The 26,587-nt window shown below is 72.8% G+C and carries 28 protein-coding genes; 13 read left to right on the top strand and 15 right to left on the bottom strand.

The features are described from left to right. Positions 1 to 19 precede the first annotated feature (19 nt). The 3 genes from AB0F56_RS26910 to AB0F56_RS26900 all read right to left on the bottom strand — a co-directional run bounded on the left by AB0F56_RS26910 (position 20) and on the right by AB0F56_RS26900 (position 3,939). Positions 20 to 598, bottom strand: coding sequence for a TerD family protein (locus AB0F56_RS26910; protein WP_362014040.1), 579 nt, complete (start codon positions 596 to 598; stop codon positions 20 to 22). A gap of 198 nt (positions 599 to 796) precedes the next feature. Beyond that, positions 797 to 2,935, bottom strand: a complete 2,139-nt coding sequence (gene uvrB, locus AB0F56_RS26905) for an excinuclease ABC subunit UvrB (protein ID WP_362014038.1) — start codon at positions 2,933 to 2,935, stop codon at positions 797 to 799. A 71-nt stretch (positions 2,936 to 3,006) separates the two neighbouring features. Continuing rightward, positions 3,007 to 3,939, bottom strand: a complete 933-nt coding sequence (locus tag AB0F56_RS26900) for an MHYT domain-containing protein (protein ID WP_362014036.1) — start codon at positions 3,937 to 3,939, stop codon at positions 3,007 to 3,009. Positions 3,940 to 4,134: 195 nt separating this feature from the next. Between AB0F56_RS26900 and AB0F56_RS26895 the strand changes: the two genes are divergently transcribed. Both AB0F56_RS26895 and AB0F56_RS26890 read left to right on the top strand, forming a co-directional pair. After that, positions 4,135 to 4,668 carry a methylated-DNA--[protein]-cysteine S-methyltransferase gene (locus AB0F56_RS26895; protein WP_362014033.1) on the top strand — a complete coding sequence of 178 codons (534 nt, stop codon included), beginning with the start codon at positions 4,135 to 4,137 and terminating at the stop codon, positions 4,666 to 4,668. Between the two features lie 152 nt (positions 4,669 to 4,820). Further along, positions 4,821 to 6,044 (top strand): MFS transporter, encoded by a 1,224-nt coding sequence (locus AB0F56_RS26890; RefSeq protein ID WP_362014158.1) that lies wholly within the window; start codon positions 4,821 to 4,823, stop codon positions 6,042 to 6,044. Between the two features lie 95 nt (positions 6,045 to 6,139). Here AB0F56_RS26890 and AB0F56_RS26885 read toward each other — a convergent pair whose 3' ends face one another. After that, positions 6,140 to 6,496, bottom strand: a complete 357-nt coding sequence (locus tag AB0F56_RS26885) for a cupin domain-containing protein (protein ID WP_362014032.1) — start codon at positions 6,494 to 6,496, stop codon at positions 6,140 to 6,142. Between the two features lie 527 nt (positions 6,497 to 7,023). Between AB0F56_RS26885 and AB0F56_RS26880 the strand changes: the two genes are divergently transcribed. Genes AB0F56_RS26880 through AB0F56_RS26865 form a run of 4 tightly spaced genes read left to right on the top strand, consistent with a single transcriptional unit; the run spans position 7,024 to position 10,902 of the window. Further along, positions 7,024 to 7,902, top strand: coding sequence for a hypothetical protein (locus tag AB0F56_RS26880; protein WP_362014030.1), 879 nt, complete (start codon positions 7,024 to 7,026; stop codon positions 7,900 to 7,902). After that, entirely contained in the window at positions 7,886 to 9,046 is a 1,161-nt protein-coding gene (locus AB0F56_RS26875; protein ID WP_362014029.1) for a hypothetical protein, read from the top strand. The genes AB0F56_RS26880 and AB0F56_RS26875 overlap by 17 nt, the downstream gene beginning before the upstream one ends. 48 nt (positions 9,047 to 9,094) lie before the next feature. After that, complete coding sequence (locus AB0F56_RS26870; protein ID WP_362014027.1) at positions 9,095 to 10,009, top strand: pseudouridine-5'-phosphate glycosidase; 915 nt, start codon at positions 9,095 to 9,097, stop codon at positions 10,007 to 10,009. Beyond that, the gene (locus tag AB0F56_RS26865; RefSeq protein ID WP_362014025.1) at positions 10,006 to 10,902 is read left to right on the top strand and encodes a PfkB family carbohydrate kinase; all 897 of its coding nucleotides are present in this window, start codon (positions 10,006 to 10,008) and stop codon (positions 10,900 to 10,902) included. Before AB0F56_RS26870 ends, AB0F56_RS26865 begins: the two co-directional genes overlap by 4 nt. Before the next feature lie 51 nt (positions 10,903 to 10,953). Here AB0F56_RS26865 and AB0F56_RS26860 read toward each other — a convergent pair whose 3' ends face one another. After that, positions 10,954 to 11,586, bottom strand: coding sequence for a uridine kinase (locus tag AB0F56_RS26860; protein WP_362014024.1), 633 nt, complete (start codon positions 11,584 to 11,586; stop codon positions 10,954 to 10,956). 44 nt (positions 11,587 to 11,630) lie between these two features. Here AB0F56_RS26860 and AB0F56_RS26855 point away from each other — a divergent pair, with 44 nt between their 5' ends. Beyond that, the gene (locus AB0F56_RS26855) at positions 11,631 to 12,383 is read left to right on the top strand and encodes an SDR family oxidoreductase (protein ID WP_362014022.1); all 753 of its coding nucleotides are present in this window, start codon (positions 11,631 to 11,633) and stop codon (positions 12,381 to 12,383) included. A 25-nt stretch (positions 12,384 to 12,408) separates the two neighbouring features. Next, positions 12,409 to 12,756, top strand: coding sequence for a MerR family transcriptional regulator (locus tag AB0F56_RS26850; protein WP_362014021.1), 348 nt, complete (start codon positions 12,409 to 12,411; stop codon positions 12,754 to 12,756). Here AB0F56_RS26850 and AB0F56_RS26845 read toward each other — a convergent pair. Next, positions 12,753 to 13,124: a cupin domain-containing protein gene (locus AB0F56_RS26845; protein WP_362014157.1), complete on the bottom strand. Its 372-nt coding sequence runs from the start codon at positions 13,122 to 13,124 to the stop codon at positions 12,753 to 12,755. The two genes, AB0F56_RS26850 and AB0F56_RS26845, sit on opposite strands and share 4 nt — an antisense overlap. 167 nt (positions 13,125 to 13,291) lie before the next feature. Beyond that, complete coding sequence (locus AB0F56_RS26840; RefSeq protein ID WP_362014019.1) at positions 13,292 to 13,945, bottom strand: winged helix-turn-helix transcriptional regulator; 654 nt, start codon at positions 13,943 to 13,945, stop codon at positions 13,292 to 13,294. 87 nt (positions 13,946 to 14,032) lie between these two features. Between AB0F56_RS26840 and AB0F56_RS26835 the strand changes: the two genes are divergently transcribed. Next, complete coding sequence (locus AB0F56_RS26835; protein ID WP_352186317.1) at positions 14,033 to 15,244, top strand: pyridoxal phosphate-dependent aminotransferase; 1,212 nt, start codon at positions 14,033 to 14,035, stop codon at positions 15,242 to 15,244. 394 nt (positions 15,245 to 15,638) lie between these two features. On the opposite strand, the gene AB0F56_RS26830 is transcribed toward AB0F56_RS26835, so the two are convergent. After that, the gene (locus AB0F56_RS26830) at positions 15,639 to 16,373 is read right to left on the bottom strand and encodes a hypothetical protein (protein ID WP_362014017.1); all 735 of its coding nucleotides are present in this window, start codon (positions 16,371 to 16,373) and stop codon (positions 15,639 to 15,641) included. 66 nt (positions 16,374 to 16,439) lie between these two features. Between AB0F56_RS26830 and AB0F56_RS26825 the strand changes: the two genes are divergently transcribed. After that, complete coding sequence (locus tag AB0F56_RS26825; RefSeq protein ID WP_362014015.1) at positions 16,440 to 16,898, top strand: hypothetical protein; 459 nt, start codon at positions 16,440 to 16,442, stop codon at positions 16,896 to 16,898. A gap of 34 nt (positions 16,899 to 16,932) precedes the next feature. Next, positions 16,933 to 17,592 (top strand): DUF2293 domain-containing protein, encoded by a 660-nt coding sequence (locus tag AB0F56_RS26820; RefSeq protein WP_362014013.1) that lies wholly within the window; start codon positions 16,933 to 16,935, stop codon positions 17,590 to 17,592. Between the two features lie 25 nt (positions 17,593 to 17,617). On the opposite strand, the gene AB0F56_RS26815 is transcribed toward AB0F56_RS26820, so the two are convergent. The 3 genes from AB0F56_RS26815 to AB0F56_RS26805 form a co-directional block, all read right to left on the bottom strand. Next, a complete protein-coding gene (locus AB0F56_RS26815) occupies positions 17,618 to 18,394 on the bottom strand; it encodes a chaplin (RefSeq protein ID WP_362014011.1) in 777 nt (258 codons plus the stop codon). Positions 18,395 to 18,578: 184 nt separating this feature from the next. Next, on the bottom strand, positions 18,579 to 19,919 hold the full coding sequence (locus AB0F56_RS26810; protein WP_362014009.1) for an SWIM zinc finger family protein: 1,341 nt from the start codon (positions 19,917 to 19,919) through the stop codon (positions 18,579 to 18,581). After that, on the bottom strand, positions 19,916 to 22,777 hold the full coding sequence (locus AB0F56_RS26805; RefSeq protein WP_362014007.1) for a DEAD/DEAH box helicase: 2,862 nt from the start codon (positions 22,775 to 22,777) through the stop codon (positions 19,916 to 19,918). Before AB0F56_RS26805 ends, AB0F56_RS26810 begins: the two co-directional genes overlap by 4 nt. A 176-nt stretch (positions 22,778 to 22,953) precedes the next feature. Here AB0F56_RS26805 and AB0F56_RS26800 point away from each other — a divergent pair, with 176 nt between their 5' ends. Further along, positions 22,954 to 23,289, top strand: coding sequence for a hypothetical protein (locus tag AB0F56_RS26800; RefSeq protein ID WP_362014005.1), 336 nt, complete (start codon positions 22,954 to 22,956; stop codon positions 23,287 to 23,289). Positions 23,290 to 23,313: 24 nt separating this feature from the next. Here the strand turns inward: AB0F56_RS26800 and AB0F56_RS26795 are convergent, their stop codons facing one another. After that, positions 23,314 to 24,021, bottom strand: a complete 708-nt coding sequence (locus tag AB0F56_RS26795; protein ID WP_362014004.1) for a class I SAM-dependent methyltransferase — start codon at positions 24,019 to 24,021, stop codon at positions 23,314 to 23,316. Between the two features lie 127 nt (positions 24,022 to 24,148). On the opposite strand from AB0F56_RS26795, the gene AB0F56_RS26790 reads away from it, so the two are divergent. After that, positions 24,149 to 24,421, top strand: coding sequence for a DUF6343 family protein (locus AB0F56_RS26790; protein WP_362014002.1), 273 nt, complete (start codon positions 24,149 to 24,151; stop codon positions 24,419 to 24,421). 55 nt (positions 24,422 to 24,476) lie between these two features. On the opposite strand, the gene AB0F56_RS26785 is transcribed toward AB0F56_RS26790, so the two are convergent. From AB0F56_RS26785 to AB0F56_RS26775, 3 genes are all read right to left on the bottom strand, one after another. Continuing rightward, entirely contained in the window at positions 24,477 to 24,845 is a 369-nt protein-coding gene (locus tag AB0F56_RS26785; protein WP_362014001.1) for a tetratricopeptide repeat protein, read from the bottom strand. A gap of 126 nt (positions 24,846 to 24,971) precedes the next feature. Continuing rightward, positions 24,972 to 25,580, bottom strand: a complete 609-nt coding sequence (gene coaE / locus AB0F56_RS26780) for a dephospho-CoA kinase (protein ID WP_362013999.1) — start codon at positions 25,578 to 25,580, stop codon at positions 24,972 to 24,974. A gap of 31 nt (positions 25,581 to 25,611) precedes the next feature. Continuing rightward, entirely contained in the window at positions 25,612 to 26,550 is a 939-nt protein-coding gene (locus AB0F56_RS26775) for a PAC2 family protein (RefSeq protein WP_362013997.1), read from the bottom strand. Between the last annotated feature and the right edge of the window lie 37 nt (positions 26,551 to 26,587).

The following is a 26,587-nucleotide window of genomic DNA, read 5'->3' as shown; positions in this document are numbered from 1 at the left end:
TGTGTGGTGCGGTGCCGGACTACAGGTGCGGCAGGATCGCGGGCATGAGGTCCTGGAACGTCCGGCCGTTGGCCGGGTTGCCCAGGGCCGTCATCTGCCATCCCGGGCCCGCCCGGTGCACCTTCGCCATGATCTGCGCGGTGTACTGGCCGCCGCCGTCCAGAGTGAAGCGCGCGAGTTCCTGGCCGTTGGTCTCGTCGACGATCCGGCAGAAGGCGTTCTGCACCTCCTGGAAGGTCTGCCCGGTGAAGGAGTTCACCGTGAAGACGATCTGGTCGATGTGGACGGGGACGCGCTGGAGGTCGACCAGGATCGACTCGTCGTCGCCGCCCGAGCCCGCGCCGCCCACCAGGTTGTCGCCGGTGTGCCGGACCGAGCCGTCGTCACTGACCAGGTGCCGGAAGAAGACCACGTCGACCGGCTGCTTGTCGGCGAAGAGCACCGCGGAGGCGTCCAGGTCGACCTCGCGCGTGCGCGAACCGAACAGGCCGCGTCGGGGCGCCGCCCGCCAGCCGAGCCCCATCCGTACGGACGTCAGGTCGCCGCCGCCCTGCTTCTCCAGGCTGATGGCCTGACCCTTGGTCATGTTGACCGTCACGCGCTGTCCCCTCTCTAGCGATCCCCGCCGCCGCCTCCGCTGTGCGCGCCGGTTGTCCAGCACCCTACGCAGGGGCACTGACAGCGCAGCAGAGAGGGCGCGGTTTTGTGTCGGTGTTGCAACACACCGGGCACTCCGGACGGCGGCCCTCCGCACCGCGGGCCACGCCCGCCGCACAGGGCGCCGCCGCCTGCCGTGTCAGGCGAGTCCCGCCTCCTTCATCTGACGCAACTCCTTCTTCAGTTCTCCCACTTCGTCCCGCAGCCGGGCGGCCACCTCGAACTGCAGCTCGGCCGCGGCGGCGCGCATCCGGTCGGTCATCTCCTCGATGATCGCGGCGAGTTCGGTCGCCGGGCGGTCGCCGAGCTCGACCGTGGAGCCCGCCTTGCCGCCCTTGACCTTGCTCTTGGGGGCGTGCGCGGCGAGGGAGGGCACGGGGGCCTTGGCGCCCTTGCCGTCCTTGCCCTGGCGGTAGCCGGTGCCGAGGAGCTGCTCGGTGTCGACCTCCTCGCGGGCGATGGTGGCCACGATGTCGTTGATCTTCTTGCGGAGCGGCTGCGGGTCGATGCCGTTGGCCGTGTTGTACGCGACCTGCTTCTCGCGGCGGCGGTTGGTCTCGTCGATCGCCTTCTCCATGGCGGGCGTGACGGTGTCCGCGTACATGTGGACCTGTCCGGAGACGTTGCGCGCCGCGCGGCCGATGGTCTGGATCAGCGAGGTGCCGGAGCGCAGGAAGCCCTGCTTGTCGGCGTCGAGGATGGCGACGAGCGAGACCTCGGGCAGGTCGAGTCCCTCACGGAGCAGGTTGATGCCGACCAGGACGTCGTACTCGCCGGCCCGCAGCTCGCGCAGCAGCTCGATCCGGCGCAGGGTGTCGACGTCGCTGTGGAGATAGCGGACCTGGATGCCGAGCTCCAGGAAGTAGTCGGTGAGGTCCTCGGCCATCTTCTTGGTCAGGGTGGTGACGAGGACCCGCTCGTCCTTCTCGGTGCGCAGCCGGATCTCGTGGACCAGGTCGTCGATCTGGCCCTCGGTGGGCTTGACGACGACCTCGGGGTCGACGAGGCCGGTGGGGCGGATGATCTGCTCCACGAAGCCGTCGCCGCGCGACAGCTCGTACGTGCCGGGGGTGGCCGAGAGGTAGACGGTCTGGCCGATCCGCTCCTGGAACTCCTCCCACTTCAGCGGCCGGTTGTCGAGCGCGGAGGGCAGCCGGAAGCCGTGGTCGACCAGGGTCCGCTTGCGGGAGGCGTCGCCCTCGTACATGGCGCCGATCTGCGGGACCGTGACGTGCGACTCGTCGATGACGAGGAGGAAGTCCTCGGGGAAGTAGTCGAGGAGCGTGTTGGGGGCGGAGCCGGGCTCGCGGTCGTCGAAGTGCATCGAGTAGTTCTCGATGCCGGAGCAGGAGCCGATCTGGCGCATCATCTCGATGTCGTACGTGGTGCGCATGCGCAGGCGCTGCGCCTCCAGCATCTTGCCCTGCTTCTCCAGTTCGGCGAGCCGGGTCTCCAGCTCGCGCTCGATGCCGTTGACCGCCTTCTCCATGCGCTCGGGGCCCGCCACGTAGTGGCTGGCGGGGAAGACGTACAGCTCGTGGTCCTCGCTGATGACCTCGCCGGTGAGCGGGTGGAGCGTGGAGAGCGCCTCGATCTCGTCGCCGAACATCTCGATGCGGACGGCGAGCTCCTCGTAGACCGGGAAGATCTCGATAGTGTCGCCGCGGACCCGGAAGGTGCCCCGGGTGAACGCCAGGTCGTTGCGCGTGTACTGGATGTCGACGAAGCGGCGCAGCAGCTGGTCCCGGTCGACCTCCTCGCCGACCTTGAGCGGGACCATCCGGTCCACGTACTCCTGGGGCGTGCCGAGACCGTAGATGCAGGAGACGGAGGCGACCACGACGACGTCCCGGCGGGTCAGCAGCGAGTTCGTCGCGGAGTGGCGGAGCCGCTCGACCTCCTCGTTGATCGAGGAGTCCTTCTCGATGTAGGTGTCCGACTGCGGGACGTACGCCTCCGGCTGGTAGTAGTCGTAGTACGAGACGAAGTACTCGACCGCGTTGTTCGGCAGGAGCTCGCGGAACTCGTTGGCCAGCTGGGCGGCCAGCGTCTTGTTCGGCGCCATCACGAGCGTGGGGCGCTGCAGCTTCTCGATCATCCACGCGGTGGTCGCGGACTTTCCGGTGCCGGTCGCGCCGAGGAGGACGACGTCCTTCTCGCCCGCGCGGATGCGCCGGTCGAGCTCGGCGATCGCCGCGGGCTGGTCGCCGCTGGGCTGGTAGGGACTGACGACCTCGAAGGGCGCCACCGTACGTTCGATCTGGGAAACGGGCCGCATGGAACCACCGTACGACCCCCCACTGACAGTCGGGCCGCCCCCGGCTCAGCGGGCGCTCGGAAACCCCGGTCTCACCACTCCTGGGAGCGGTGCGCGCCCCGGCCCGCGGTCCGGCCGGCGCTCCTGCGGCCTGCGCGTGTGCCGCGCGCGCCGCGTCCGGAGGGCTGCCGGGCGGACCAGTTCGCGGGCTCGCCGTAGGCGGGGGCGCGGCGCTGGGCGGGCACGCCGGGGCGGTACGGGCCGTGGGTGGTGGGGCGCTGCCAGTCCGGGTCGCCCATCACGAGCAGCGGGTCGAACATGACGACCACGGCGGCCAGGAGCAGGAAGACCGCCGGGCCGATCAGCATCGGCAGGAGGAGCGAGGTGGCGGAGTCGCCGCCTCCGGTGGCGCCGCCCACGCCGTGGACGTGGACGTTGACGGCCGCCATGGCCGTGTAGTGCATGCCGCTGACGGCGAGGCCCATCACCATGCTGGCGCCGACGCTGGCCAGGAATCCGCGCACCGAGACGGCCGCCCAGAGGGCGGTGGTGGCCGCGACGACGGCGATCACCACGGAGAGGGCGACGGTGGGGGTGTCGTAGTCGATGGTCCCCTGGAGCCGCATGCCGGCCATGCCCAGGTAGTGCATGGTCGCGACGCCGAGACCGGTGATGGTGCCGCCGGTGACCAGGGTGAGCGCGGTGGCGCCGCGGTAGCCGACGATGAAGATGCCGATGCCGACCATCAGGATGGCGACGCCCAGGCTGGCGAAGGTGATCGGGCGGTCGTAGCTGATCGGCGCCCGGTCGACGGAGAAGCCGATCATCGCGATGAAGTGCATCGTCCAGATGCCGGTGCCTATCGAGGTGGCGCCGAGGGCGAGCCAGCCGGCCTTGAAGCTGTCGCGGTGCCGCAGGGATCTCGTGGTGCAGCGCAGACCCAGGGCGCCGCCGAGGCAGGCCATGAGATAGGCGGCGACCGGTGTGACGAGGCCGTAACTGAAACCGTCGACCGTGCCCTGCATGAGCGTCTGCCCTCCGACCCCGTGGTGTCACGTCGTCCGATTTCAGTCGGTACCGCTGAGTAGTCCTACCGGGGCGAGATTATGGCGCGCCGAGGGCCGTACGACCACGAGGTCCGGGAATTGGCGGCGGTGAGACCGAGACGAGACCGGGCCGTGACGACCGCGATGTCAGTGGCCGGTCGTACGGTGAGGTCCATGGACACCACGGTGGAATGGGCGGTCGTGCCGAGCGACATCGGTCCGCTGCTGCTCGCGGCGACCGATCGCGGCCTGGTGAGCGTGGTCTTCCACGCCGACGAGGCGGTGCGGGAGGCGGCGGTCGGCCGGCTGGCGGGGCAGCTCGGCGCGGAGCCGGTGCAGAGCACCTCGGGCCGGCTCGCCGAGCCGATACGGCAGCTCGCCGAGTACTTCGCGGGCGGGCGGCGCGCGTTCGACCTGCCGCTCGACTGGACGCTGACGACGGGCTTCAACCGCCAGGTGCTGCGCGAGCTGGCGGAGGGGGTGCCGTTCGGGGCGGTCGTCGGGTACGGAGACCTGGCGAAGCGGGTCGGGCAGCCGGGCGCCGCCCAGGCCGTCGGAGCGGCGATGGGCGCCAATCCGCTGCCGGTGGTCGTGCCGTGCCACCGGGTGGTGGAGAGCGACGGCGGGATCGGCGGCTTCGGGGGCGGCCTGGAGACCAAGCGGACGCTGCTCGCCCTGGAGGGCGTGCTGCCGCAGCCGCTCTTCTGAGGCACGGGGCGTTCTCAGGGGCGGGGGCGGCTGGCACACTCTCGTCAGTGACCAACAGCCCCGATGCCCCTGACGCCACCGGCTCTCCCCTCACCGCGTTTCCGACGGAGAAGTCCCCCGTCACGGCGGGTGACGCGGCCGCCGCCGGACGCATACCGGCGCTGCGGCGGCGCATACAGGCCGTGCTGATCGCCGGGCAGATACTCGGCGGGCTCGGCATAGCCACCGGTATCGCACTGGCCGCCGTCCTGGCCAAGGAGGTCAGCGGCTCGGAGGCCCTGTCGGGTCTCGCCTCGACCGCCTCGGTGGCAGGACCCGCGCTGCTCGCCATGCCGCTGGCCGCCCTCATGGGCGCGCGCGGGCGGCGGCCCGGGCTCGTCCTGGCCTATCTGATCGGGGCGCTCGGCGCCGGAGTCGTCGTCCTCGGAGCCGTCGTCGACAGCTTCCCGCTCCTCCTCGCCGGTCTGGTCGGCTTCGGGGCCGCGTCCTCGGCGAACCTCGCGGCCCGGTTCGCCGCCGCCGACCTGGCCGAACCGGACCGCCGCGCCCGGGCCATCTCCACCGTCGTCTGGGCCACGACCATCGGCGCGGTCCTCGGACCCAACATCGCCGCCCCCGCCGGTGAGAGCGTGGCCGGCCTCGGCATCCCGGCGGCGGCAGGACCCTTCGTCTGGGCGGCCGGCGTCTTCCTCGTCGCCGCGCTCGTGGTGGCGCTGCTGCTGCGCCCCGACCCGCTCCTGACGGCCCGCGCCCTCGCGGCCCCCGAGGACGGCCAGGAGGCCGACGCCCGCTCGCTGCGGGCGGGGGTGCGGGCGGTACGGGAGTCCTCCGGCGCCCGCCTCGCGCTGGTGACCGTCGCCGCCTCGCACACCGCGATGGTCTCGATCATGTCGATGACCCCGGTGGCGCTGAGCCACCACGGCGCCGGGATCCAGCTGATCGGCCTCGTCATCAGCGGCCACATCGCCGGCATGTACGCCTTCTCGCCCGTCATGGGCTGGCTGTCGGACCGGCTCGGCCGGCTCTCCGTCATCGGGCTCGCGGTCGGACTCCTCTCCGTGGCCGCGCTGCTCGCCGGCACGGCGGGGCCGAGCCACGGCCAGACCGCCGCGGGCCTCTTCGTCCTCGGCCTGGGCTGGTCGGCGGGTCTTGTGTCGGGCTCGGCCCTGCTCACGGACTCCGTGCCCCAGGCCGCCCGGGCCGCGGTGCAGGGCCTGTCGGACTTCATGATGAACACCGCCGCGGGAGTCGGCGGTCTGATGGCCGGGCTGATCGTGGCCGAGGCGGGCTACGGCTGGCTGAACCTGGTGGGCGCGTGCCTGCTGCTGCCGATGGCGGCGCTGGCGGTCCGCGGAGTCATGCGCCGGACGGCCTGACGGCCTGACGGCCCCGCGAAGCCGAACATCGGATCTTGGATCCGATATCCAAGATCCGATATCCGATGTCCGATGTCGTCCCGAGCCCGTCATGCTCAGAGGCTGATGTGGTACGCCTTGCGCAGCGTCTCGTGCACCGTCCAGGTGGTCCGGTCGCCCTCGCGCAGCACGCACGCGTCGCCCGGGCCGATCTCGAGCGTGGCCCCGCCCTCGACGGCGACGGTGGCGCGCCCGCTGACGACGACGAAGAGCTCGTTGGCCTCCGTGTCGGTCACCACGCCGGGGGTGATCTGCCAGATGCCGCGCACCTGCTTGCCGTCGGCGGACTCCCAGAGGACCTTTCCGGTCACCTCGGGCATGCCGGAGACGATCTGGGCGGGGTCGAGCGGCTCGGGCTCGAGATCCGCGTCGGGGATGTGGACGGCGAAGGAAGCCTGGTCGTGTGTCGTCATGGCGGGTGACTGTAGCGGGATCTCCGGCCTGCCCCACGGCCGGGACAGGGTGGAGGAATCGACTCCACTTCCCGTCTGACCAGGAGACTTCACCGGGTCGCCCACCGGCGACGGAATCCGAAGTGCGGCCTCGGACCGGCACCCGAACGGCCGCCCGCCCCTCCGCCCGTTCACCACGGCGGCCCGGCGACTGATTTCGTACACAGTGCCGTACACGCCCACTTGGCCTAGCTCGGGTCGAAGTCGCCCGCTCCGGCGTCGTATAGGTGACAGATGGACACCTCGGCCCCCTCGGGGGCGGAATGGCTCATACGCGTACGCCGGCGAGGGCGGCATCGCGGCGCGGCACGGCCGGAAACCGGGGGTGGCGGGGCAGGTTACGGACCGATGTCCCCGCTGGTCACCGATGGCGCCTTTGGTGCGCCCAATGTTGGTCGGTCGGAATCCACCGAGCCCCCTGTCCTGCTTGGCGTGCGCGCGTCAAACTCCCTCGTGACCTCCTCCCCCACCTCCGACAGGAGAGTGTGATGCCCGCGATATCCATCGCTCCCCGCACCATCCCCGGCACCGCCCGCCGCACCGCGGCACTCACCGCCGCCGCGCTCCTCGCGGCCGTCTCGGCCGTCACGGCCGCCCCCGCGGCCCAGGCCGCCACCGGCCCCGGCGCCCCCCAACCGCAGGCCCCCGGCGCCTCCTACAAGGCCGCGCACGACACCCTCGGCCCGCAGCGGCTCACCCCGGCCCAGCGGAGACTGAGCGCCGCCAAGGAGGCCGAGGCGAGCAGAGGCTTCGACGGCCTCCGCACCCGGGCCGCGCTCGCCGGCTACAAGGTCTCCGGCGGACTCCACCAGTCGCAGAAGACCTCGTACTGGTGCGGACCCGCCACCCTCGTCATCACCCAGTCCGCGCGCGACGGAGTCGCCGGCCGCTCGCAGCAGGACGCGGCGACCCTCCTCAAGACCAACACCAGCGGCACGGCCTGGTACGGAATCAACATCAACGTGCCCAACCCGACCGGCTATCCGATGGCCGACGCCCTGAACAGCCGCCTGCCCGGCGCCGGTTACGTACCCCGGGCGCTGCCGTACACCCCGACCGCCACCGACAAGGCGAACTTCAAGCAGGCCATCACGCACAACACCGACAACGACTACGCGATCGCGGGCAACGCCTGGGAGGTACCGGGCGGCCCGCATCTCGTCGGTCACCCGAACGTGGAGATATTCCACTGGGTCTCGATCGACGGCTACAACACCGACAACGCCGCCGGACAGGTCAACTACCTCGACCCGGTGGGCGGGGTGAGTACGAGCGTGATCTCGTGGGCGGGCTCCGTGCCCAAGTCGGCGCACATCTCGTCCGACACCATCACCACCATCATGGGTGGCCGTGGCTACGTCTGGTAAATCCCCCCGGCCGACCTCCCCCGCCGGGGCCCGCGCCCTGGCCCTGCTGCTGACGGGCGTCCTGTTCGCGGGATGCTCGTCGGCGCGGTCGGGCCCCGAGCCGGTGCCGGACCGGTCCACCGCACCGGTCCCCCGGCCGAGCGCGCTTGCGGCCGCGTGCGAGGTCGGGCTCCCCGCGGCCTGGCGCTCCGCGCTCGACGCGGGCGAGCTGCGGACCCCGGCGGGGCAGCGGGCGGTGCTGACCGACACCGGACCGGGCTGGACGGTCGTCCAGCTCACCGGCGGCGACCGGCGCCGGGCCGCCCTGATCCGCGCGGGCGGCGCGCCGCGCGCGCTGCTCGACCTCGCCGACCCGGTCGAGCACCAGCTGCTCGCGGCCGACTTCGACGGCCGCCGCTGGGCCGCGTTCGCCGTCCTGGAAGGACGGACCCTGGACAGCCCGTGGAGCCTGTACGTGTGGGACGCCGAGACGGGCGCGTCCCGGCGGCTCGCCCGGGCCGACCGGCCGGGCCCCCTCCCCCAGCCGGTCGTCCGCGACGGCACGGTCCACTGGGCGCAGGGCGTCGGCGACGGCAGGGCCACGGTGTACGCGGCCCCGGCGGCCGGCGGCGCCCCGAGGGCCCTGCGTACGGGCGTGTTGGACACGCCGTTCGCCGCGGGCGGGCTGCTCGTGTGGCGGGAGTCGGCGGGTGCCGACACCCGGCTCGCCGCCGTCTCCTTCACGAACGGCCGCACCGCCGCGCTGCCCGGCCCGCTGGCCGCGCTCCGTGACATCCGCTCGGTGGTCTCCGACGGCGGCACCTGGGCCTGGGTGGAGGGCGAGTCCGCGCCCCGGCTGATGGTGTGGCGTCCGGGGGACGCGCGGGCGACGGCGGTCGTGACGACCTCCCCGGCGGTCGACGGCATGGACCAGTTGCGGATCAGCGGCCGTCTGGTCACCTGGCGCACCCCCGAGACCTCGTACGCCCTGGACCTGAACTCGGGCTCGTACGCGCGGATCACTCCGGCGTACGGCTACGCGCAGGCCAGAGGCGGCGCCCTGGCGGTCGCGTACAGCGTGGGCAACGCGAAGAACGCCGACGCCCGACCGGTGATCCAGGTGGTCGACGCGGGCCGGTTGCCCGGGCTGCCGCGCTGTGGCTGAAGCACGCCACCGAGGTTTGAGGGGCGTGTGGTCGGCCAGAAATGGGACATGTCCACACAGGTGTCCGAAGAAGTGCGGGAGGCCCTCCACGAAGGCCGGCCCGTCGTCGCGCTGGAGTCCACGATCATCTCCCACGGCCTGCCGCGCCCGCGCAATCTGACCGTGGCCCGGGAGCTGGAGGCGCTGGTACGGAGCGGGGGCGCCGTGCCCGCGACGATCGCGGTGATCGACGGGGTGGCCCATGTCGGCCTGGACGAGGCCGGGTTGATACGGATCGCGGAGGACCCGACGGTCCGGAAGCTGGGCCACCGCGATCTCGGGCCCGCGCTCGCGACCGGGGCGACCGGCGCGACGACGGTCTCGGCGACCGCGTGGCTCGCGGACGCGGCCGGCATCCGGGTCTTCGCGACCGGCGGGCTCGGCGGGGTGCACCGGGAGTGGACCGACACGCAGGACGAGTCGGCTGATCTGCGGCTGCTCTCCCGGGTCGGGATCACGGTGGTGTGCGCGGGCGTGAAGTCGATCCTCGACGTCCCGGCGACCCTGCAACGCCTGGAGACCCTGGGCGTGACGGTGGTCGGGTACGGGACGGAGCACTTCCCCGGGTTCTATCTGGCCTCCTCCGGGGAGCCGGTCGACTGGACGCTCCGGACACCCGAGGAGGTGGCGGGGGTGATACGGGCGAAGGACGGGCTCGGCGAGCCGTACGCGGCGCTGATCGTCGCCAACCCGGTCCCGGTGGCCGAGCAGTTGGATCCGGCGCTGCACGACCGGGTCCTCGCCCAGGGCCTCGCGGCGGCGAAGGAGAAGGGGATCGGCGGCCAGGCCGTGACCCCGTTTCTGCTGGAGTATCTGATGGTGCACACGGACGGGGCGTCCCTGGAGGCGAACCTGGCGGCGGTGCGCGGCAATGTGCGGCTCGGGGCGCGGATCGCCGCCGCGTACGCCGGCGTCGGCGCATGAGCGGTCTCCTCGTCGTCGGTGACGTGGTCACCGACATCGTGGCCCGGCACCGGACGCCGCTCGCTCCGGCGACCGACACGGCCGCCGAGATCCGTCGACTGCCGGGCGGAGCCGGGGCCAACGCGGCCTGCTGGGCGGCGCGTTCCGGCTGCGCGTCGGTGACCCTGCTCGGCCGGGTCGGCGCGGACGAGGCCGTGTGGCACGAGGGGGCGCTGCGCCGGGCGGGCGTGCGGCCGATGCTGGTCACGGACGGCGAGGTCGGTACGGCGACGGTGATATCCCTGGTCGACGCGGGCGCCGAGCGCACGTTCCTGACCGACAGCGGCGCGGCGCTGCGCATCTCCCCCGCCGACTGGTCCGACGCGTTCCTCGACGGAGCGGCGCGCCTTCATCTGTCGGGGTATCTCTTCTTCGCCGATTCGAGCCGTGCCGCCGCGCTGCGGGCGATGAGCGGCGCGCGGCAGGCGGGGATCCCGGTGAGCGTGGACCCGGCGTCCGCGGGGTTCCTGAAGCAGCTGGGCGTGGAGCGGTTCCTCGCCGGCGCGCGAGGCGCGGAGGCGCTGTTCCCGAACGCCGACGAGGCCCTGTTGCTCACCGGATGCGCCGATCCCGCCGAGGCTGCGGAGACCCTGAGCCGTACGTTCCCGCTGGTCGCGGTCACCCTCGGGGCCGGGGGCACGCTGGTCGCCGAGGCGGGCGCGGTCACGGGGCGCGTTCCGGCCCCGGACGTACGGCCGGTGGACTCCACGGGCGCGGGCGACGCCTTCACCGGGGCGTTCCTCGCGGCCCGGCTGGCGGGCGCGGACGCCCTGGAGGCGGCCGAGGCGGGCTGCCGGGCGGGCGCGGAGGCCGTGACGGTGGTGGGCGGGCGCCCGCCGTCGACGCGGCCCTAGGAGGTGTCTCGTGCCAGGCGACGCGCGCCCGGCGTGATCGGCGAGACACCCCTAGGGCAGGCCGGTCCAGGCGGGGTGGCGGGGGTCGTCGGCGCGGACGACCACGTCGGCGGCGTCGGACGGGCCGACCTCGTTCTCGTACCGCTCGAAGGCGGGCAGGGTCCAGGGCTCCTCGGTGCGGCGCGCGAGGGCGCCGGGCGAGAGCCGCAGATGTGCGGTCGTGTCGAAGGGGAACCAGTGCCCGAGGAGGAACGGCCCGTGCACCACGAGGACTCCGCCCGGCGGGAGTTCCGTGTAGGGGCTGCGGGTGGCGCGGTCGGTGACGGGATCCCACAGGTCGGGCAGGACGCGCCCGGTGCCGCCCGCCTCCAGCGGCCCGAACACCTCGCGCCAGAGCGCCCCGGTGTCGAACCAGCCGCCGTAGTACGAGTCGGGGTCCTGCTTCCCGTACTCGTAACGGAGCGACGCGGGCCGCAGGAACCCTCCCGTGCCGACGACGAGCACGGACCGGCCGCGCAGCCGCAACGCCTCGGCGATCCGCTCGGCGGTCTCCCCGGTCGGCGCCGCGGGCGCCCCGTCGATGCCGACCTTCAGCCAGGCGCTCCCGTCACCGGGCGTCGCGCCGTCGATGTGCGCGGCAAGGGCCTCGGAAAGGCGCTCCCAGGTGATCGCTTCGAATCGCACGGGCTTGACCTTGTCATTGGCGTCAGGGTTCGAGCATCGAGTCTATGGACAGCGCAGAGCCGCAGAGGATCATTGTCGTCACCGGAGCGGGCACCGGCATCGGCCGGGCCACCGCCCGGGCGTTCGCCGACGCCGGCGCCGGCGTCGTCGCCGTGGGCCGCAGGCCGGGTCCGCTGGCGGAGACCGCCGAGGGGGTGCCGGGGATCCGGCCGCTGGTCGCCGACATCACGGCCGAGGGCGCGGCCGAGCGGATCGTACGGTCGGTGCTCAACGCACACGGGCGCCTTGACGTCCTCGTCAACAACGCGGGCATCGCCACCGGCGGCCCGCTCGGGACGCTCGACCGGTCAGTCGTCGGGCCGCTCGTCGAGACCAATCTCGTCGCCCCGGTCCTGCTGACCCAGGCCGCCGTGCCCGCACTCGAGGCGACCGGGGGTGTGGTCGTCAACGTGACGACGACGGTCGGTCAGCGTGGCTGGCCGAACAACTCCGTCTATCCGGCGACCAAGAGCGCCCTGGAGACGCTCACCCGCTGCTGGGCCGTGGAGCTCGCCCCGCGCGGCATCCGGGTGGTCGCCGTGGCGCCCGGCGCGATCGAGACGCCGATCGCCGACCACATGGGGTTGACTCCCGAGCGGCGCGCGGCGGTCCGGGCGTGGCAGATCGCGCGGACGCCGCTCGGGCGGGTCGGGCTTCCGGAGGAGGTGGCCTGGGCGATCACCCGGCTCGCCTCGCCCGAGGCCGCGTTCCTGACGGGGACGGTCCTGCCCGTCGACGGGGGTGCGCTGGTCGCGTGATACGACTGCGCGGGGAGGTGGGTCCTTGCGCATCGGTGAACTGGCCCGGAGGACGGGGGCGACGGCCCGGGCGCTCCGCCACTACGAGCAGGCCGGGTTGATCACGTCGGTCCGTGCGGCGAACGGATACCGGATCTACGACACGACCGTGGTGGCTCGGGTGTCCAATATCCGCTATCTCCTGGACGCGGGGCTGACCTTGGAGGACGTGGCCGCGTTCAGCGCCTGCCTCGACGGCGACATGCCGGCCGCGCCGCCGTCCGCCCGCGGGCTCGACATCGCCCGCGAGCGGCTGGCCGTCCTGGAGGCCCGGATCGCGGCGCAGACCGCGGCCCGGGACCGGCTGGCCGCCGCCCTGGCGGCACACTCCTAGCGCAGCGCGCAGTCCGGTGCTTCCGCCTCGATCGCGAGCGGTGCGCCCTGGGGCAGCAGGCAGGTCATGTAGAGCACGACGGGCTCGGTGCCGAAGTTGTGTCCGATGTGCCGGTTCCGGCGGCCCGCGGGTTCGACGAACGCCTCGCCCGCGGACAGGGTCTCGACGGAGCAGTCGTGCAGGACGCGGGTCAGCGTGCCCGACTGGACGACGGCGATGATCTGGCCGGGGTGGTGGTGCCAGCCGGTGGAGTCGCCCGGGGCAAGGGTGACGGTCCGGAAGACGACGTCCGTCCGGCCCTTGGGCGGCTTGATCCGGAGCGTCCCGGCGGAGGTTCCCTTCGCGAGCGTGGAGCGGGCCTCGCGCATGCCCGCCCGCTCGACCACCAGGGCCTCACCGGCCTGTGTCCCCCGGTCGGTGCGGACGTCGATCCCCATGGAGCAGCCCCTCCCGCTTCCCCGCGCGGCTCTCGCTTCATGGCCGCAAACAGCCCTACGTTACTCGTAAGGGTGATGAGCCGGACGAGGATTGACGATCAGTCGATTGCCGCCGGCAGGAGTAGATCCCGCAGTTCACCGGCGAGAACGCCGTCTCCGGTCACCTCGATCCGGCCGTCCCGTACTGCCCGGGCAAGCGTCGCCTCCCCGCCCGCCAGGGCCCGGCAGGTCGCGGAGTCCGTCCGCAGCACCAGGTCGGCGGGATCGGCCGGCGGTCCGTCTCCGTACGCGGGCGGCCCGTCGCCCCCGACCCGTACATGGAACGTGCCCTCGTCCAGGGTCACTTGGACGACCCCCTCCACCACGCCCTCCAGGGCGCCGATCAGCGGGACGGCGAACCAGTGGGCGCGTACGGCGTCGGTCGGGCGGGGCTCCTCCAGGGCGGGTGCGCCCCACTGCGCCAGGGCCCGCAGGACGGGGAGCAGTTCGCGGCCGCGCGCCGTGAGCTCGTACACGTACGCGGAGACGGGCGCGGGCAGGCGGCGGCGGGTGACGAGTTCGGCGCCCTCCATGTCCTTGAGGCGGCCGGCCAGCATGTCCGTACTGACTCCGGGGAGGTCGGCGTGCAGGTCCGTGTAGCGGCGCGGCCCGGCGAGGAGTTCACGGACGATCAGCAGTGTCCAGCGGTCGCCCACGACGTCGAGGGCACGGGCGGCGGCGCAGTACTGGTCATAGCTTCGACGACGTGGCATGCGACGCAGTCTAGACAAGTTGTTGGACTTTCCAAGCTCGAACTTGGTAAAACCAAGCAGCACCATTACGTCTGGGGAGGTCGTCGCATGGAGTTCCGGCAGTCGAGCAAGCTGAGCGAGGTCTGCTACGAGATCCGGGGCCCGGTCATCGAGCACGCCAACGCCCTGGAGGAGGCGGGCCACAGCGTCCTGCGCCTCAACACCGGCAACCCCGCGCTCTTCGGGTTCGAGGCGCCCGAGGAGATCGTCCAGGACATGATCCGGATGCTCCCGAAGGCCCACGGCTACACGGACTCCCGCGGCATCCTCTCCGCCCGGCGCGCGGTCGCCCAGCGCTACCAGGCGATGGGCCTGCCGGAGGTCGACGTCGACGACGTGTTCCTCGGCAACGGCGTCTCCGAGCTGGTCTCCATGGCCGTCCAGGCGCTCCTGGAGGACGGCGACGAGGTGCTGATCCCCGCCCCCGACTTCCCCCTGTGGACGGCGGTGACCACCCTCGCGGGCGGCAAGGCGGTGCACTACCTCTGCGACGAGTCGGCCGACTGGTACCCGGACCTGGACGACATGGCCGCGAAGATCACCGACCGCACCCGCGCCGTCGTGATCATCAACCCCAACAACCCCACAGGCGCGGTGTATCCGCGCGAGATCGTCGAAGGCATCCTCGACCTCGCCCGCCGCCACGGACTGATGGTCTTCGCCGACGAGATCTACGACCAGATCGTCTACGACGAGGCCGTGCACTACCCGGCCGCCTCCCTCGCCCCCGATCTCGTCGTCCTCACCTTCGGCGGACTCTCCAAGACCTACCGGGTCGCCGGCTTCCGTTCCGGCTGGCTGGTCGTCAGCGGACCGCAGCAGCACGCCAAGAGCTATCTGGAGGGCCTGACCATGCTGGCCTCCATGCGGCTGTGCCCGAACGCCCCCGCCCAGTACGCCATCCAGGCCGCGCTCGGCGGCCGGCAGTCGATCCACGAGCTCACCGCCCCGGGCGGCAGGCTCCACGAGCAGCGCGACAAGGCGTGGGAGAAGCTCAACGAGATCCCCGGCGTCTCCTGCGTGAAGCCGAAGGGCGCGCTCTACGCCTTCCCGCGCCTCGACCCGAAGGTGCACAGGATCCACGACGACGAGAAGTTCGTCCTCGACCTGCTGCTGCGCGAGAAGATCCAGGTCGTACAGGGCACCGGCTTCAACTGGCCCCGCCCGGATCACTTCCGCATCCTGACCCTGCCGTACGCCGACGATCTCGACGCGGCGATCAGCCGCATCGGCCGCTTCCTGAGCGGCTACCGGCAGTAGAAGGGAAGTCGGGGCGAATCAGGCGGAGATTCGGGGGGAAAAACGGAGCGGGTCCGAGGGCGTAGCCGGCCCCCGGACCCTGTTCGATGCCGCTCACATCACACGCCGGCACACTTGAGAACCCGGGTCAGTCGTCATTGCGTCGCGTCCTGCCGTTGGACCACGGCCGATCGAGCTCGGCCGACCAGATTCGAACTGGCATTTCGACGCACCAGGGCCCGGGCCCGGTCGATCCGGCGATGAGCGACGCATACTGAATCTGGAGCAATAGTCTGAGTTTGAACGCGACCCTTCTCAGAAGGGCCGCGCATTCACGACAAGGCTCAGCTTCAGCTTTGCGCTCCTCGCGCACCCCGACCGTGTTCTGTGGCCGGGGAGTTCATGGGTTGTCCCGCTACCCGAAGAGGTAGCCGAAGACGGCGTCCCCGACCCGCTGGTCGGTGACCTCGGCGCCGTTCGCCTCCTCACGGGCGAACTTCACCGCCTGCTGGAGCTTCTCCACCCGCTCCAGGAGCTCGTTCACGCGCCGGGCCGGCAGGGCGCCGGAGAACTTCACCGTGGTCCAGTAACCGACCGGCACGTCCTCGAAGTACACCTCGACCTGCGCCGGGTGCTTGTCGGTCGCCTCCGCCTTGACGTGGTTGCGCGGCACCTTCTTCGTCCGCACCGTGCGGACGACCTCGGTCTTCCACGCATCGGTCGACGGGTCCTGCGTCCACGACTCGGCCGCGTCGAGGACGGGCAGCTTGCGGACGAAGGTGTGGATGTCCGTCAGCTGCTTCTCCAGGAACAGGAGGTACGCGACGGGCACCTGGCTCACCAGCACACGTCCGTCGACGGTGACGTCGGCGCGCGCCTCGCAGTTGGCCCAGTCCTTGGTGGCGGTCACATCGAAGAGCCGCGTCAGCGCCCGCGCGGTGTCGCGCAGCACGTCCTCGGCCTTCACCTGCACCAGCGTGGACTCGGGCGGAAGCTGCTCGCCCTCCTCGTCCTTCGGCTGGTAGGTACGGGAGATGCCGGCGAGCAACGCGGGCTTCTGCAGCCCGTGGTGTGCCGCCGTCAGGTCCTGCTGCGCCCTGGACTTGACGCCCTTCTCCACTGCGATGATCTGATTGAGTTTCGTTGCCACGCGACAGACCCTAGAGGGTGACGGGGCGTGGAATCGAACGAATATCGACGAGGAGCAACCGGAGCCATGGATACGGCCCTGATCGCCGTGGTGGGCACCCTGCTGGGTGTGATCGCCACCCACTGGTTCCAGAGTCGCGCGGACGAGCGCACGGCCTCGCTGGCCCGGGACGAACAGCTGCGCCAGGAGCGGATCTCGGCGTACAGCGCGTTCGCGGGCGAGGTCGTCGACTACCGGCGCAGCCAGAACGACCGCTGGTTCCGGGCCGCCCAGGACCCCGAGTCGGAGCGGGCGGAGGAGTCGCGCTACGCCTCGTACCGTCAGCGCACCGCCACCCGTCAGGCGCTCTTCCGCGTGCAGCTGGTCTGTGACGACCCCGCCACCCGCGAACTCGCCGAGTCCGCCTTCGAGATGACCAACTGCATGCACGAGGCGCACGACGAGGAGGACCGCGCGCGGCGCTCCCGGGAGGCGAAGGAGGCGCTCGACCGGTTCATCGCGGCGGCCGCGCCCGGAGTTCGCTGAGGCTGAAGCCGAGACCGAGACCGAGGAGGCCGCCGTGGACCTGGTCGCACCCGTCGTCGTCGAACCGCTCAAACGCCGCCGCTGCTCGGAGTGCGCGCAGGGGCCGCTGCAGCGGATGATCGTGGAGTTCAACGCTCCGGTCTGCCTGGACTGCGCCGACCTGGGCCATCTGGTGTTCCTGCGGCGCGGGAACACCGCCCTCACCCGGCGGGCCCGGGAGGGCAGCGCGCTGTGGGCGGTCGTCGTACGGCACAACCGGCGCCGTACCCGGTACGAACGTCAGGGCCTCCTCGTCGAGGAGGCGGCGCTCGCCCGGGCCGAGGCGTCCTGTCTCGCGGACACGGAGGCGCGGTCGCGGCGGCGGGCACGGGACGCGGCCCGCCGTGCGGAGCGGGACGCGGAGGTCACGGCCGCCCTCGAGGCGGAGATCCTGCGGCTCTTCCCGCGCTGTCCGCTGGACCGGGCGGCGGAGATCGCGGCTCACGCCTCCCGCAAGGGCAGTGGCCGGGTGGGGCGTACGGCGGCGGGGCGGGCGCTCGACCGGGGTGCGGTCACGGCCGCGGTGCGGGCCGCCGTACGGCATGTCGACACCGAGTACGACACGCTGCTCATGCGCGGGGTTCCCCGTCACCAGGCCCGGACGAACGTCGCACCCACCATCGAGGCGGTGCTCCGGGCCTGGCGACCCGTGTGAGCCGGGAGGTACCGCGCGGGAGGTCTCAGACCTGGGCGCGCGAGCGGCGGTAGAGGAGCGCGCCGCCGAGCAGCATCGCCGCGGCGGCCGGGGCGGCGTAGCCGACCAGGTCCGAGCCGGTGCTGGCGAGCTCGACGGAGTCGCCCTGCGGGCCGGGCGCGGGGGCCGGGACCTCGGCCTCGTCGTCGACCGGGGAAGGCAGCGGCTTCGGCTCGTCCACCGGCGGCTTCGGCTCCTCGACGGGCGCCTCGGGCTCGCCGGGGCCGTTGACGGCGGTGTTGCCGATGGCCGGGTTGCCGATGCCGACAACGTTGACGGAGTTGCCGCTCACGTTGACGGGGAGGTCGATCGGCAGCTGGATGCCGTTGCCGGAGAGCACGCCGGGCGAGCCCGCCGCGATCCCCTCGGCGGTGGCGCCACCGCCGTTGGACGAGCCGCCCTGGTGGGAACCGCCTCCGGGGTGGCCGCCTCCGGGGTGGCCGCCGCTGCGCGGGGTGCCGGGCTGGTCCTTGTGGTGGCGGCCGCCGCCGTCGGCGTCCGAGCCGTACCCGTCGGACGGGCTCGTGTTGGCGCAGCGGTTGCCCGCGGCCGGGTTGAGCAGTCCGACGACGTTGACGGTGTTCCCGCAGACGTTGACCGGGACGTGCACCGGCAGCTGGATCGTGTTGCCGGAGCCGACGCCCGGCGAACCGACCGCGGCGCCCTGTGCGCCGGAGTCGGCGTGCGCGGCTCCCGCCGAGAGCGCGAGTGCGCCACCCGTGACCATCAATGTGGCCAGACCACTTCGGCGAATCTGCCTCATGGCTTCCTGCCTTCTGGAGGTGTTCACGGGCATTCGCCCGTACCGCAATTAACGCGACCCTGGCGAGGCCGGATCAGGCCGTTGGCGGGTTTCACTCCATCGAGTGGGAATGACCTCGAACGGACGGGGTAAACGCTGCCGTTCGAACGACAAGCGGCACGCAGCCCGGAGGGTGCGACCGTGGTCAGCGGCCCAGCAGGTCGGTGAGGGCTCCGACCGGGTCGGCGTCGGGGGTGCCGCGCGGCCACCAGTCCTCGCGGTCGGCGTCCGACTCGTAGCCGTACCAGAGTCCGTCGCGGCCGAAGCGGAGTTGGAGCGACCGGGTCGACAGGTGGTTGCGCCAGGGGCGGAACGCCGGGAAGTCGGCGGCGAGCAGGGCGGGTCGGGCCCGGTCGAAGGGGCCGGCGGGCGGGTCCCAGGGCTCTTCGAGGACGCTGAGTCCGGCGATTCCGCCCTGCCGCCAGGCCGCGACGGCGCGGGCCAGGTCGGTGGGGGTGCGGTCGAGGGCGTGCGCCAGGTCGCGGTAGAGCGCGCGGGTGGAGGCGGTGAGCCCGGAGCCGGGGTGGGCGGCGGCCAGCCGGACGGCGTCCTGCCAGGGGGTGAGTTCGGCGACGGGGTCGTGGCCGGTGGCGAGGAAGGCGTGGGCGCGGGCGGCGGCCTCCGTCGCGAGCAGGTCGAGGGCGAGGGGGTCGGGGGCGTGCGGGTCCGGCGGGTAGACGGGCGGGCGGCCCGGCTGGGCGGGCAGAGGGAGCGGCGGCGGCAGCGGGGGCAGGGCGTGGCCCGTCAGCGGGGCGAGGGCGGTGCGGGCCGGGACGGTCGCCATGGGCGGCGCGGTCGCGCTCTTCTCGGCGGCCGAGCGGGCCGCGTTGCGGTGGGTGAGGGCGGCCAGGATCTCCTGCTCGCCGCGCCCCCGCATCAGGAAGAGGACGAAGGGGTCCTCGTCGAGGAGCCGGGCCGACTGGTAGCAGAGGGCGGCGGCGTGCTTGCAGGGGAAACCGTCGTCCGGGCAGGAGCAGTCGGGGACGAGGTCGCCGGGCGCGGGCAGCAGACCGGTGACGGCCTCCAGGGCGTGCGGGACGTCCTTGTCGAGCAGGGCGGCGATGTGGTCGGGGCGGGCGGCGACCTCGTCCAGGAACCGCTCCCAGCCGTCGTCGCCGAGGGTCCGCAGCCGGATCTCGGTGCGGTACGGGCGGGGGCGGGAGCCGTGGACGTACGCGACGACCCGGCCGGGGGTGACCGTGATCGCGTCGACGTGGCCGCGCCCCGCGTACGCCTTGCCCCGGGCCAGCCGTGCCGGGTCGAGGGCGGTGTCCTCCAGGGCCTCCACCCAGGCGTTGCCCCACCAGGTGGCGGCGAACCGGCCGTCGGGTGCCTCGCGCGGCGCGAGGGCGGGGAACGTACGGCGCAGGTCGTCGTGGCGCGGGCCCCCGAACCTTCCGGCCCCGGACCCGGACCCGGTTCCGGTTCCGGTTCCGGGGCGGCGGGCGACGCCGGCGCGCGGCGAGGAGCTGGAGCGGCGGTTCATGACGGCCTCCTCAGGGACACGAGGTCGGCCAGCTCGCGGTCGGTCAGCTCGGTCAGGGCGGCCTCTCCGGAGCCGAGGACGGCGTCGGCCAGGGCGCGCTTGGCGCGGAGCATCTCGGCGATGGTGTCCTCCACCGTGCCTTCGGCGATCAGGCGGTGGACCTGCACCGGCTGGGTCTGGCCGATCCGGTAGGCGCGGTCGGTGGCCTGCTCCTCGACGGCCGGGTTCCACCAGCGGTCGAAGTGGACGACGTGCCCGGCCCGGGTGAGGTTGAGGCCGGTGCCCGCCGCCTTCAGCGACAGCAGGAAGACGGGCACGTCACCGGATTGGAAGCGGTCGACCATGCGCTCGCGCTCGGCCACGGGCGTTCCGCCGTGGAGCAGTTGGGCCGGGATCGCCCGGGCGGCCAGGTGGTCGGCGAGCAGCCGGGCCATGGTGACGTACTGGGTGAAGACGAGCACGGAGCCGCCCTCGGCCAGGATCGTGTCCAGGAGCTCGTCGAGCAGGGCGAGTTTGCCGGAGCGGCCGGCGAGCCTGGCCGTGCCGCCGCCCTTGGCCGTCTGCTCCTTGAGGTACTGCGCGGGGTGGTTGCAGATCTGCTTGAGCGAGGTGAGCAGCTTCATGACGAGCCCGCGGCGGGCGATGCCCTCGGCGCCCTCGATCTGCGCCATGGTCTCGCGGACCACCGCCTCGTAGAGCGAGACCTGCTCGCGGGTGAGGGCCACGGGGTGGTCGGACTCGGTCTTCGGCGGCAGCTCGGGGACGATGCCGGGGTCGGACTTGCGGCGGCGCAGCAGGAAGGGCCTGACCATGCGGGCGAGGCGGTCGACGGCCTCCTGGTGCTCGATCTCCTCGTTGTTCTCGACGGCGCGCGCGTGGCGGGAGCGGAAGGCCTTGAGGGGGCCGAGGAGGCCGGGGGTGGTCCAGTCGAGCAGGGCCCACAGCTCGGAGAGGTTGTTCTCCACGGGCGTGCCGGTGAGGGCGACGCGGGCGGCCGTGGGGATGGTCCGCAGCGCCTTGGCCGTGGCGGAGAAGGGGTTCTTGACGTGCTGGGCCTCGTCGGCGACGACCATCCCCCACTCCTGTTCGGCCAGCTGGGGGGCGCTGGTGCGGAGCGTGCCGTAGGTGGTGAGGACGAAGCCCGCAGGGCCGGAGTCCGGGGTGACTCCGTCGAGGGAGCGGTCGGCGCCGTGGAAGCGGCGCACGGGGACTCCGGGGGCGAAGCGCTCGATCTCCCGCTGCCAGTTGCCCAGCAGGGAGGCGGGGCAGACGACGAGGGTGGGGGCGCGGCGGGCCCGGCGCAGGTGGAGGGCGATGAGGGTGACGGTCTTGCCGAGCCCCATGTCGTCGGCGAGGCAGCCGCCGAGTCCGAGCGAGGTCATGAGATCGAGCCAGGCCAGGCCGCGCAGTTGGTAGTCGCGCAGGGTGGCGTCGAGCCCGGCGGGCGCCTCGATCTCCTCGGGTCCGGCGACGAGCCGGTCCCGGAGCGTCGCGAGGGCGCCGACGGGCACGGCGCGGACGGTCTCGCCGTCCACCTCGGCGGTGCCGCTGAGGGCGACCGCGAGGGCGTCGACGGGCTCCAGCAGGCCGAGTTCGCGCTTGCGGGCCTTGCGGACCAGGTCGGGGTCGACGACCACCCACTGGTCGCGCAGCCGCACGATGGGCCGGTGGGACTCGGCGAGCGCGTCCATCTCGCGCTCGGTGAGCGGGTCGCCGTCGAGCGCCAACTGCCAGTTGAAGCGGAGCAGTTCCTCGCTGTCGAAGAACGCCGTGCCGTCGGTGGCGGAGCCCGGGGCGGCCAGGGGCGGGCGGACGACGGCGGAGGCGCTGAGCGAGCGGGCCAGTTCGCGGGGCCAGTGGACGGCCACCCCGGCGTCGGCGAGGCGGGCGGCGGCGGGGCCGAGCAGCTCGTACAGCTCGTCCTCGGTGACGGCGAGGACATCGGGGACGTCGCGCTCCAGGAGCCGGCCGAGCGGTGGCCAGACGCGGGCCGCGCGGCGCAGTGCGAGGACGGCGTCGATCCGGGCACGGGGCCCGAAGAGCTCGTCGCCGTCGCCCGCCCAGAGGGCAGCGGCGTCGATGACGAGGGTGGGGTCGGCCAGGCTGTGGACCTGGAGCAGGGCCGCGGCGGCCTGCCGCTCGTCACCGCCGTCCTCGGCGACGTCGAAGAGCTCGTACCCGGAGAGGTCGAGCCGGAGCGAGACCCGGACCCCTGCGTCCATGCCGGCGGCGGCCTCGGCCGCCCAGGCACGCGCGCGGGGCAGGTGCTGGGCGGCGCGCGCGGCGAACGGCGCCCCGGCGGCGTGGGCGGCGGCGGGCGTACGGGGCAGGGTGTCGGCGACCGCGTCGAGGAAGGCCCGCACCAACGCCTCCGGCTCGGGCAGCTGGAGCGGGGTGCGGCCGGGCACGGGCACCGCGTGGGCTTCGTGGGGCATGGCGGCGGCGACGGCCCTCAGATGCGCGATGTCGTCGGCGTCCAGCGGCCCCGCCCGCCAGGCGTCGAGGTCGTCGGCGGTGAGCCCCGGCAGCAGCCTGCCCCTGGCGGCGAGGTGCAGGGCGTGCAGGGCGGCGGCGCCCCAGCAGGCCGCCGCGGGGTGCGCGCCCGGCCAGTGGCGGGCGGCGACCAGCTCGGGGAGGGCCTCGGCGACGCCGAGGGTGACGGCGGGGACCGTACGGCTGCGGACTCCGGCGCCGTATCGCCGTACGACGGTGAGCTCGGTCGGCTCCGCACCCGCGACGACGGGCAGCGGACCGCCGTCCGGGGACCAGAAGGCGACCCGCCCCTCCCGGGGCAGCGCGGCCGGGAGGAAGACGGCGGCGCAGGTCTGTGCGCTGTGCTGGGCCACGGTCCCGCTCACCTCCCGTTCCTCGACGGATTCCGACTGGATCTCCGACCTTACGGGTGGGGTCTGACAACGGGCCCTCGCGCCGCTTCGCCCGGGCGGCCCAGCCCCGGATGACAGCCCGGGCGGCAGGCGGCAGGGTGACGGGAACAGGGCTTCTGCCGCCTTCGCCCGACAGACGAGGACCCGCCATGTCCGTACACCGGCGTCTCGGCACCGCTGCCGGGACCGCGCTCCTGACGCTCGCCGTCGCGGGCTGTTCCGGCCTCGGCCGCACCGCGGTGGGCCCCGTCACCTACGAGACCGAGCGCGAGGTCGTGATCTCCGTGACGAGCCCGTCGGTGAAGGGCTGCCACCGCCTCCTGGCGCCGTCCGGCGTGACGGCGATCGAGAACGGCACGCTCATCGACGTCAAGGCGTACCGGAACGGCACCTGCCAGGGCGACTACATCTACATCCCCACCAACACGAGCAACAGGATCGCGCCGGACAGCCTCCCGTGGCGCAGCTACAGCTTCGTCCACTAGCCGCGCCCCTGCGTGCGGGCCTGCTCAGCGGGGCGTGGGGCGGGCTCTGACCCAGGTGCCGTCGTCCGTCAGATAGGCGTCCACGGCGAGCCCGGCCTCGCCCAGACACCGTTCGAATTCCGCCTTGCTCAGGGGGCGCGAACGGAAGGTCTGGGTCCAGCGCAGGTCCGGGAAGACGTACTCGGCGACGACCGAGTTGACGCCGTCGCCGACCGGGTCCGCGGAGAGGATCCGTACCGTGCAACCGCTCGGGTCCTGGCGTTCGCGCGGCACGTTCCGGTGCCAGTCCTCGCCCTCACGCTGGATCAGAACGCAGCCGTCGTCCCGCACATGGTCCCTGCAGGTCTCGAGGAACGCCTGGCGCTCGCTGTGCTCGGCCGTGTGCACCAGGTACGAGGCGAGCATCACCACGTCGAACCGCCGTGCCAGGTCCAGCGATTCGATCGGGCCGCACACCGTCTCGGCGCCCGGCACGCGCTCCCGTACCGCTTCGAGCATCTCCTCCGACTCGTCCACCGCCGTCACGGCGAAGCCGCGCTCGACCAGAGGCTCCGTCACCCGCCCCGCTCCACAACCCAGTTCGAGCAGCGAGGCGCCCGGCGGCACGGCCGACTCGATCACATCGGGCTCGATCCCGACCCCCAGACGCAGATACACGTCGACGGCGCAGCCGTCCGGGGTGATGGCTCCGGGCCCTGTCCCTTGGTGTCCCTCACGCATCCGTACGCTCATGCCCGGGAGAACGAAAGGGCTCGGAGAGCCGTTCCCTCCCGGCGCTCCGGAGGCCGCACACCCCTCGTTCGAGTGATGTTCGCCCACGCGCGCCGGGGGTAGACCCTCTGTAGGAGATGCGACCGCCATGCGTACGGGCAGTGAGCCGGCGACCGCACGCAGTGCGCTGCGGTTGCGGTTCTGGCTGAGTCTGTGGGGTCTGCTCTGGGCCGCCTTCGGCACGACGGTGTTCGCCCTGATCGGCAGGCCGGGGTGGGCGGCGGCCTGCGGCGTGCTGTTCCTGGTGGCCGCTGTCGACATGTCGATGGTGCTGCACCACCTGCATCAGGGGCCGCACTGGCAGCCCGGACGCGACATCCCCCCGTACGAACCCGACCACGGCGGCACGGGCCGCCGCTGAGAGTCGGCCGACGAACCCTCGCCGCCGAGCCGATCCCCCTGAGAGCGCCGAGCCGTCAGCTGTCCGCGTCGAAGCGGGCCGCCCGGAGGTACTCGGGCTTGGGGTCGAGCGCGGCCGCGAGCCGGAAGTGCCGGGTGGCCTGATCGGGCCGACCCGAGCGCTGGAACGTGCGGGCCAGGGCGAAGTGCGCGAACGCGTTGTCCGGCTCGCGCTCCAGGACCAGCTCGAACTCCAGCTCCGCGGGCCGCAGTTGCGCGGCGGCGAAGAAGGCGCGGGCGCGCAGCAGCCGCGCCGCGGTGTTCTCGGGGTGGGCGGCGATCACCGAGTCGAGCAGTTTCACGGCACCGCGGGGGTCCCGCGCGGCCAGCAGGTGCTCGGCTGCGCGGAAGTCGATGACGTGGGTCTCGGGGTTCCTCTCGGCCACGGTGGCATCCTTCCCTTTGCTCCGGCGGTTCAACATCGGGTGCTGCGGGGCTATTCCACGCCTGCGCGATCCCTACCCAGCCGGAGGCGCGGCCGATCGGCGCGGACGCCCCCGCTTTGAACCGGGCTACGCCTTCCCTTCGGCCGCCCGCCGGGTCAGCTGCTCCCAGACCGCGCGCACCTGGGGTTCCAGCGCCTCCAGCGGCCCGTCGTTGTCGATGAGGAGGTCGGCGATCGCCCGGCGCTGCTCGCGCGTGGCCTGGGCGGCCATCCTGGCGCGCGCCTCGGGCTCGGCCATGCCCCGCAGCCGTACCAGCCGGTCGAGCTGGGTCTCGGCGGACGCGTCCACGACCACGACCAGGTCGTAGAGGGGCGCGAGGGCGTTCTCGGTGAGGAGGGGGACGTCGTGGACGACGACGTCGTCCGGCCCGGCCGCGCTCTCCAGCTCGGCCGAGCGGGCGCCGACGAGGGGGTGGACGATCCCGTTCAGGGTGGCCAGGCGGTCGGTGTCGGCGAAGACGATGGAGCCGAGCTTCGGGCGGTCGAGCGTGCCCTGCTCGGTCAGGATCTCCGGCCCGAACGCCGCCACGACGGCCGCGAGCCCGGGGGTCCCGGGCTCGACGACCTCGCGCGCGATCTTGTCGGCGTCGATCAGCACGGCCCCGTACGAGACGAGGAGCCGCGACACTGCACTCTTGCCGGCGCCGATACCGCCGGTCAGGCCCACCTTCAGCATGAGCGGCAGCCTATGACCCCCGCTCCGGCCGCTACGCGTCGCCCTCCCGCTCGGCGAGGAAGCGCTCGAACTCGCGGCCCAGTTCGTCCGCCGACGGCAGATCGACGGGCTCCGCGACCAGGCTGCCCCGGGTCTCGGCGCCGGCGACCGCGTCGTACTGGTGCTCAAGGCCCTGGACCAGGGCCGTCAGCTCGTCGTCGCCCTCGCCGATCTGGCGCTCGATCTCGGTCTGGGTGCGCCGGGCCTCGGTGCGCAGCGTGTGGGCGACCCCGGGCAGGACGAGACCGGTGGCGCCGGTGATGGCTTCCAGCGCGGTCAGCGCGGCGTCGGGGTACGAGGACCGGGCGACGTAGTGCGGGACGTGCGCCGCGACGCCGAGGGTGTCGTGGCCGGACTCGGTGAGCCGGAACTCGATGAGCGATTCGGCGCTGCCGGGCACCTGTGCCTCGTCGAAGGGGCTCTTGTGGCCGGGCATGAGGTCCGTGCGGTTGCCGTGCGGGGTGAGGCCGACGGGGCGGGTGTGCGGGACGCCCATGGGGATGCCGTGGAAGTTGACCGAGAGCCGTACGCCGAGCCGTTCGACGATCTGGCGGACGGCGACGGCGAAGCGCTCCCACTCGACGTCCGGCTCGGGGCCGGAGAGCAGCAGGAAGGGCGCGCCGGTGGCGTCCTGGACGAGGCGGACCTCGATGGCGGGCGTTTCGTACGCCGTCCAGCGGTCGCGCCGGAAGGTGAGCAGCGGCCGACGGGCTCGGTAGTCCACGAGCCGGTCGTGGTCGAAGCGGGCCACCACTTGGTGGGGCAGCGTGTCGAGCAGTCGGTCGACGATCTGCTCGCCGGCCTCTCCCGCGTCGATGTAGCCGTCGAAGTGGTAGAGCATGACCAACCCGGCCGACTCCTGCGCCAGGGCCACGTCCACCACGGCCAGGCCCTTCTGGTCCCATTCGTACAAATCCTGGGGATCAAGCACGATTACCGCTCCTCCTCGCGTTCCTAGGAAAGAACGC

This window comes from Streptomyces sp. NPDC026092, from assembly GCF_040638605.1.
Lineage (GTDB): Bacteria > Actinomycetota > Actinomycetes > Streptomycetales > Streptomycetaceae > Streptomyces.
Note: the sequence above shows the minus strand (reverse complement) of the source record. Positions and strands in the feature narration are given on the sequence as shown.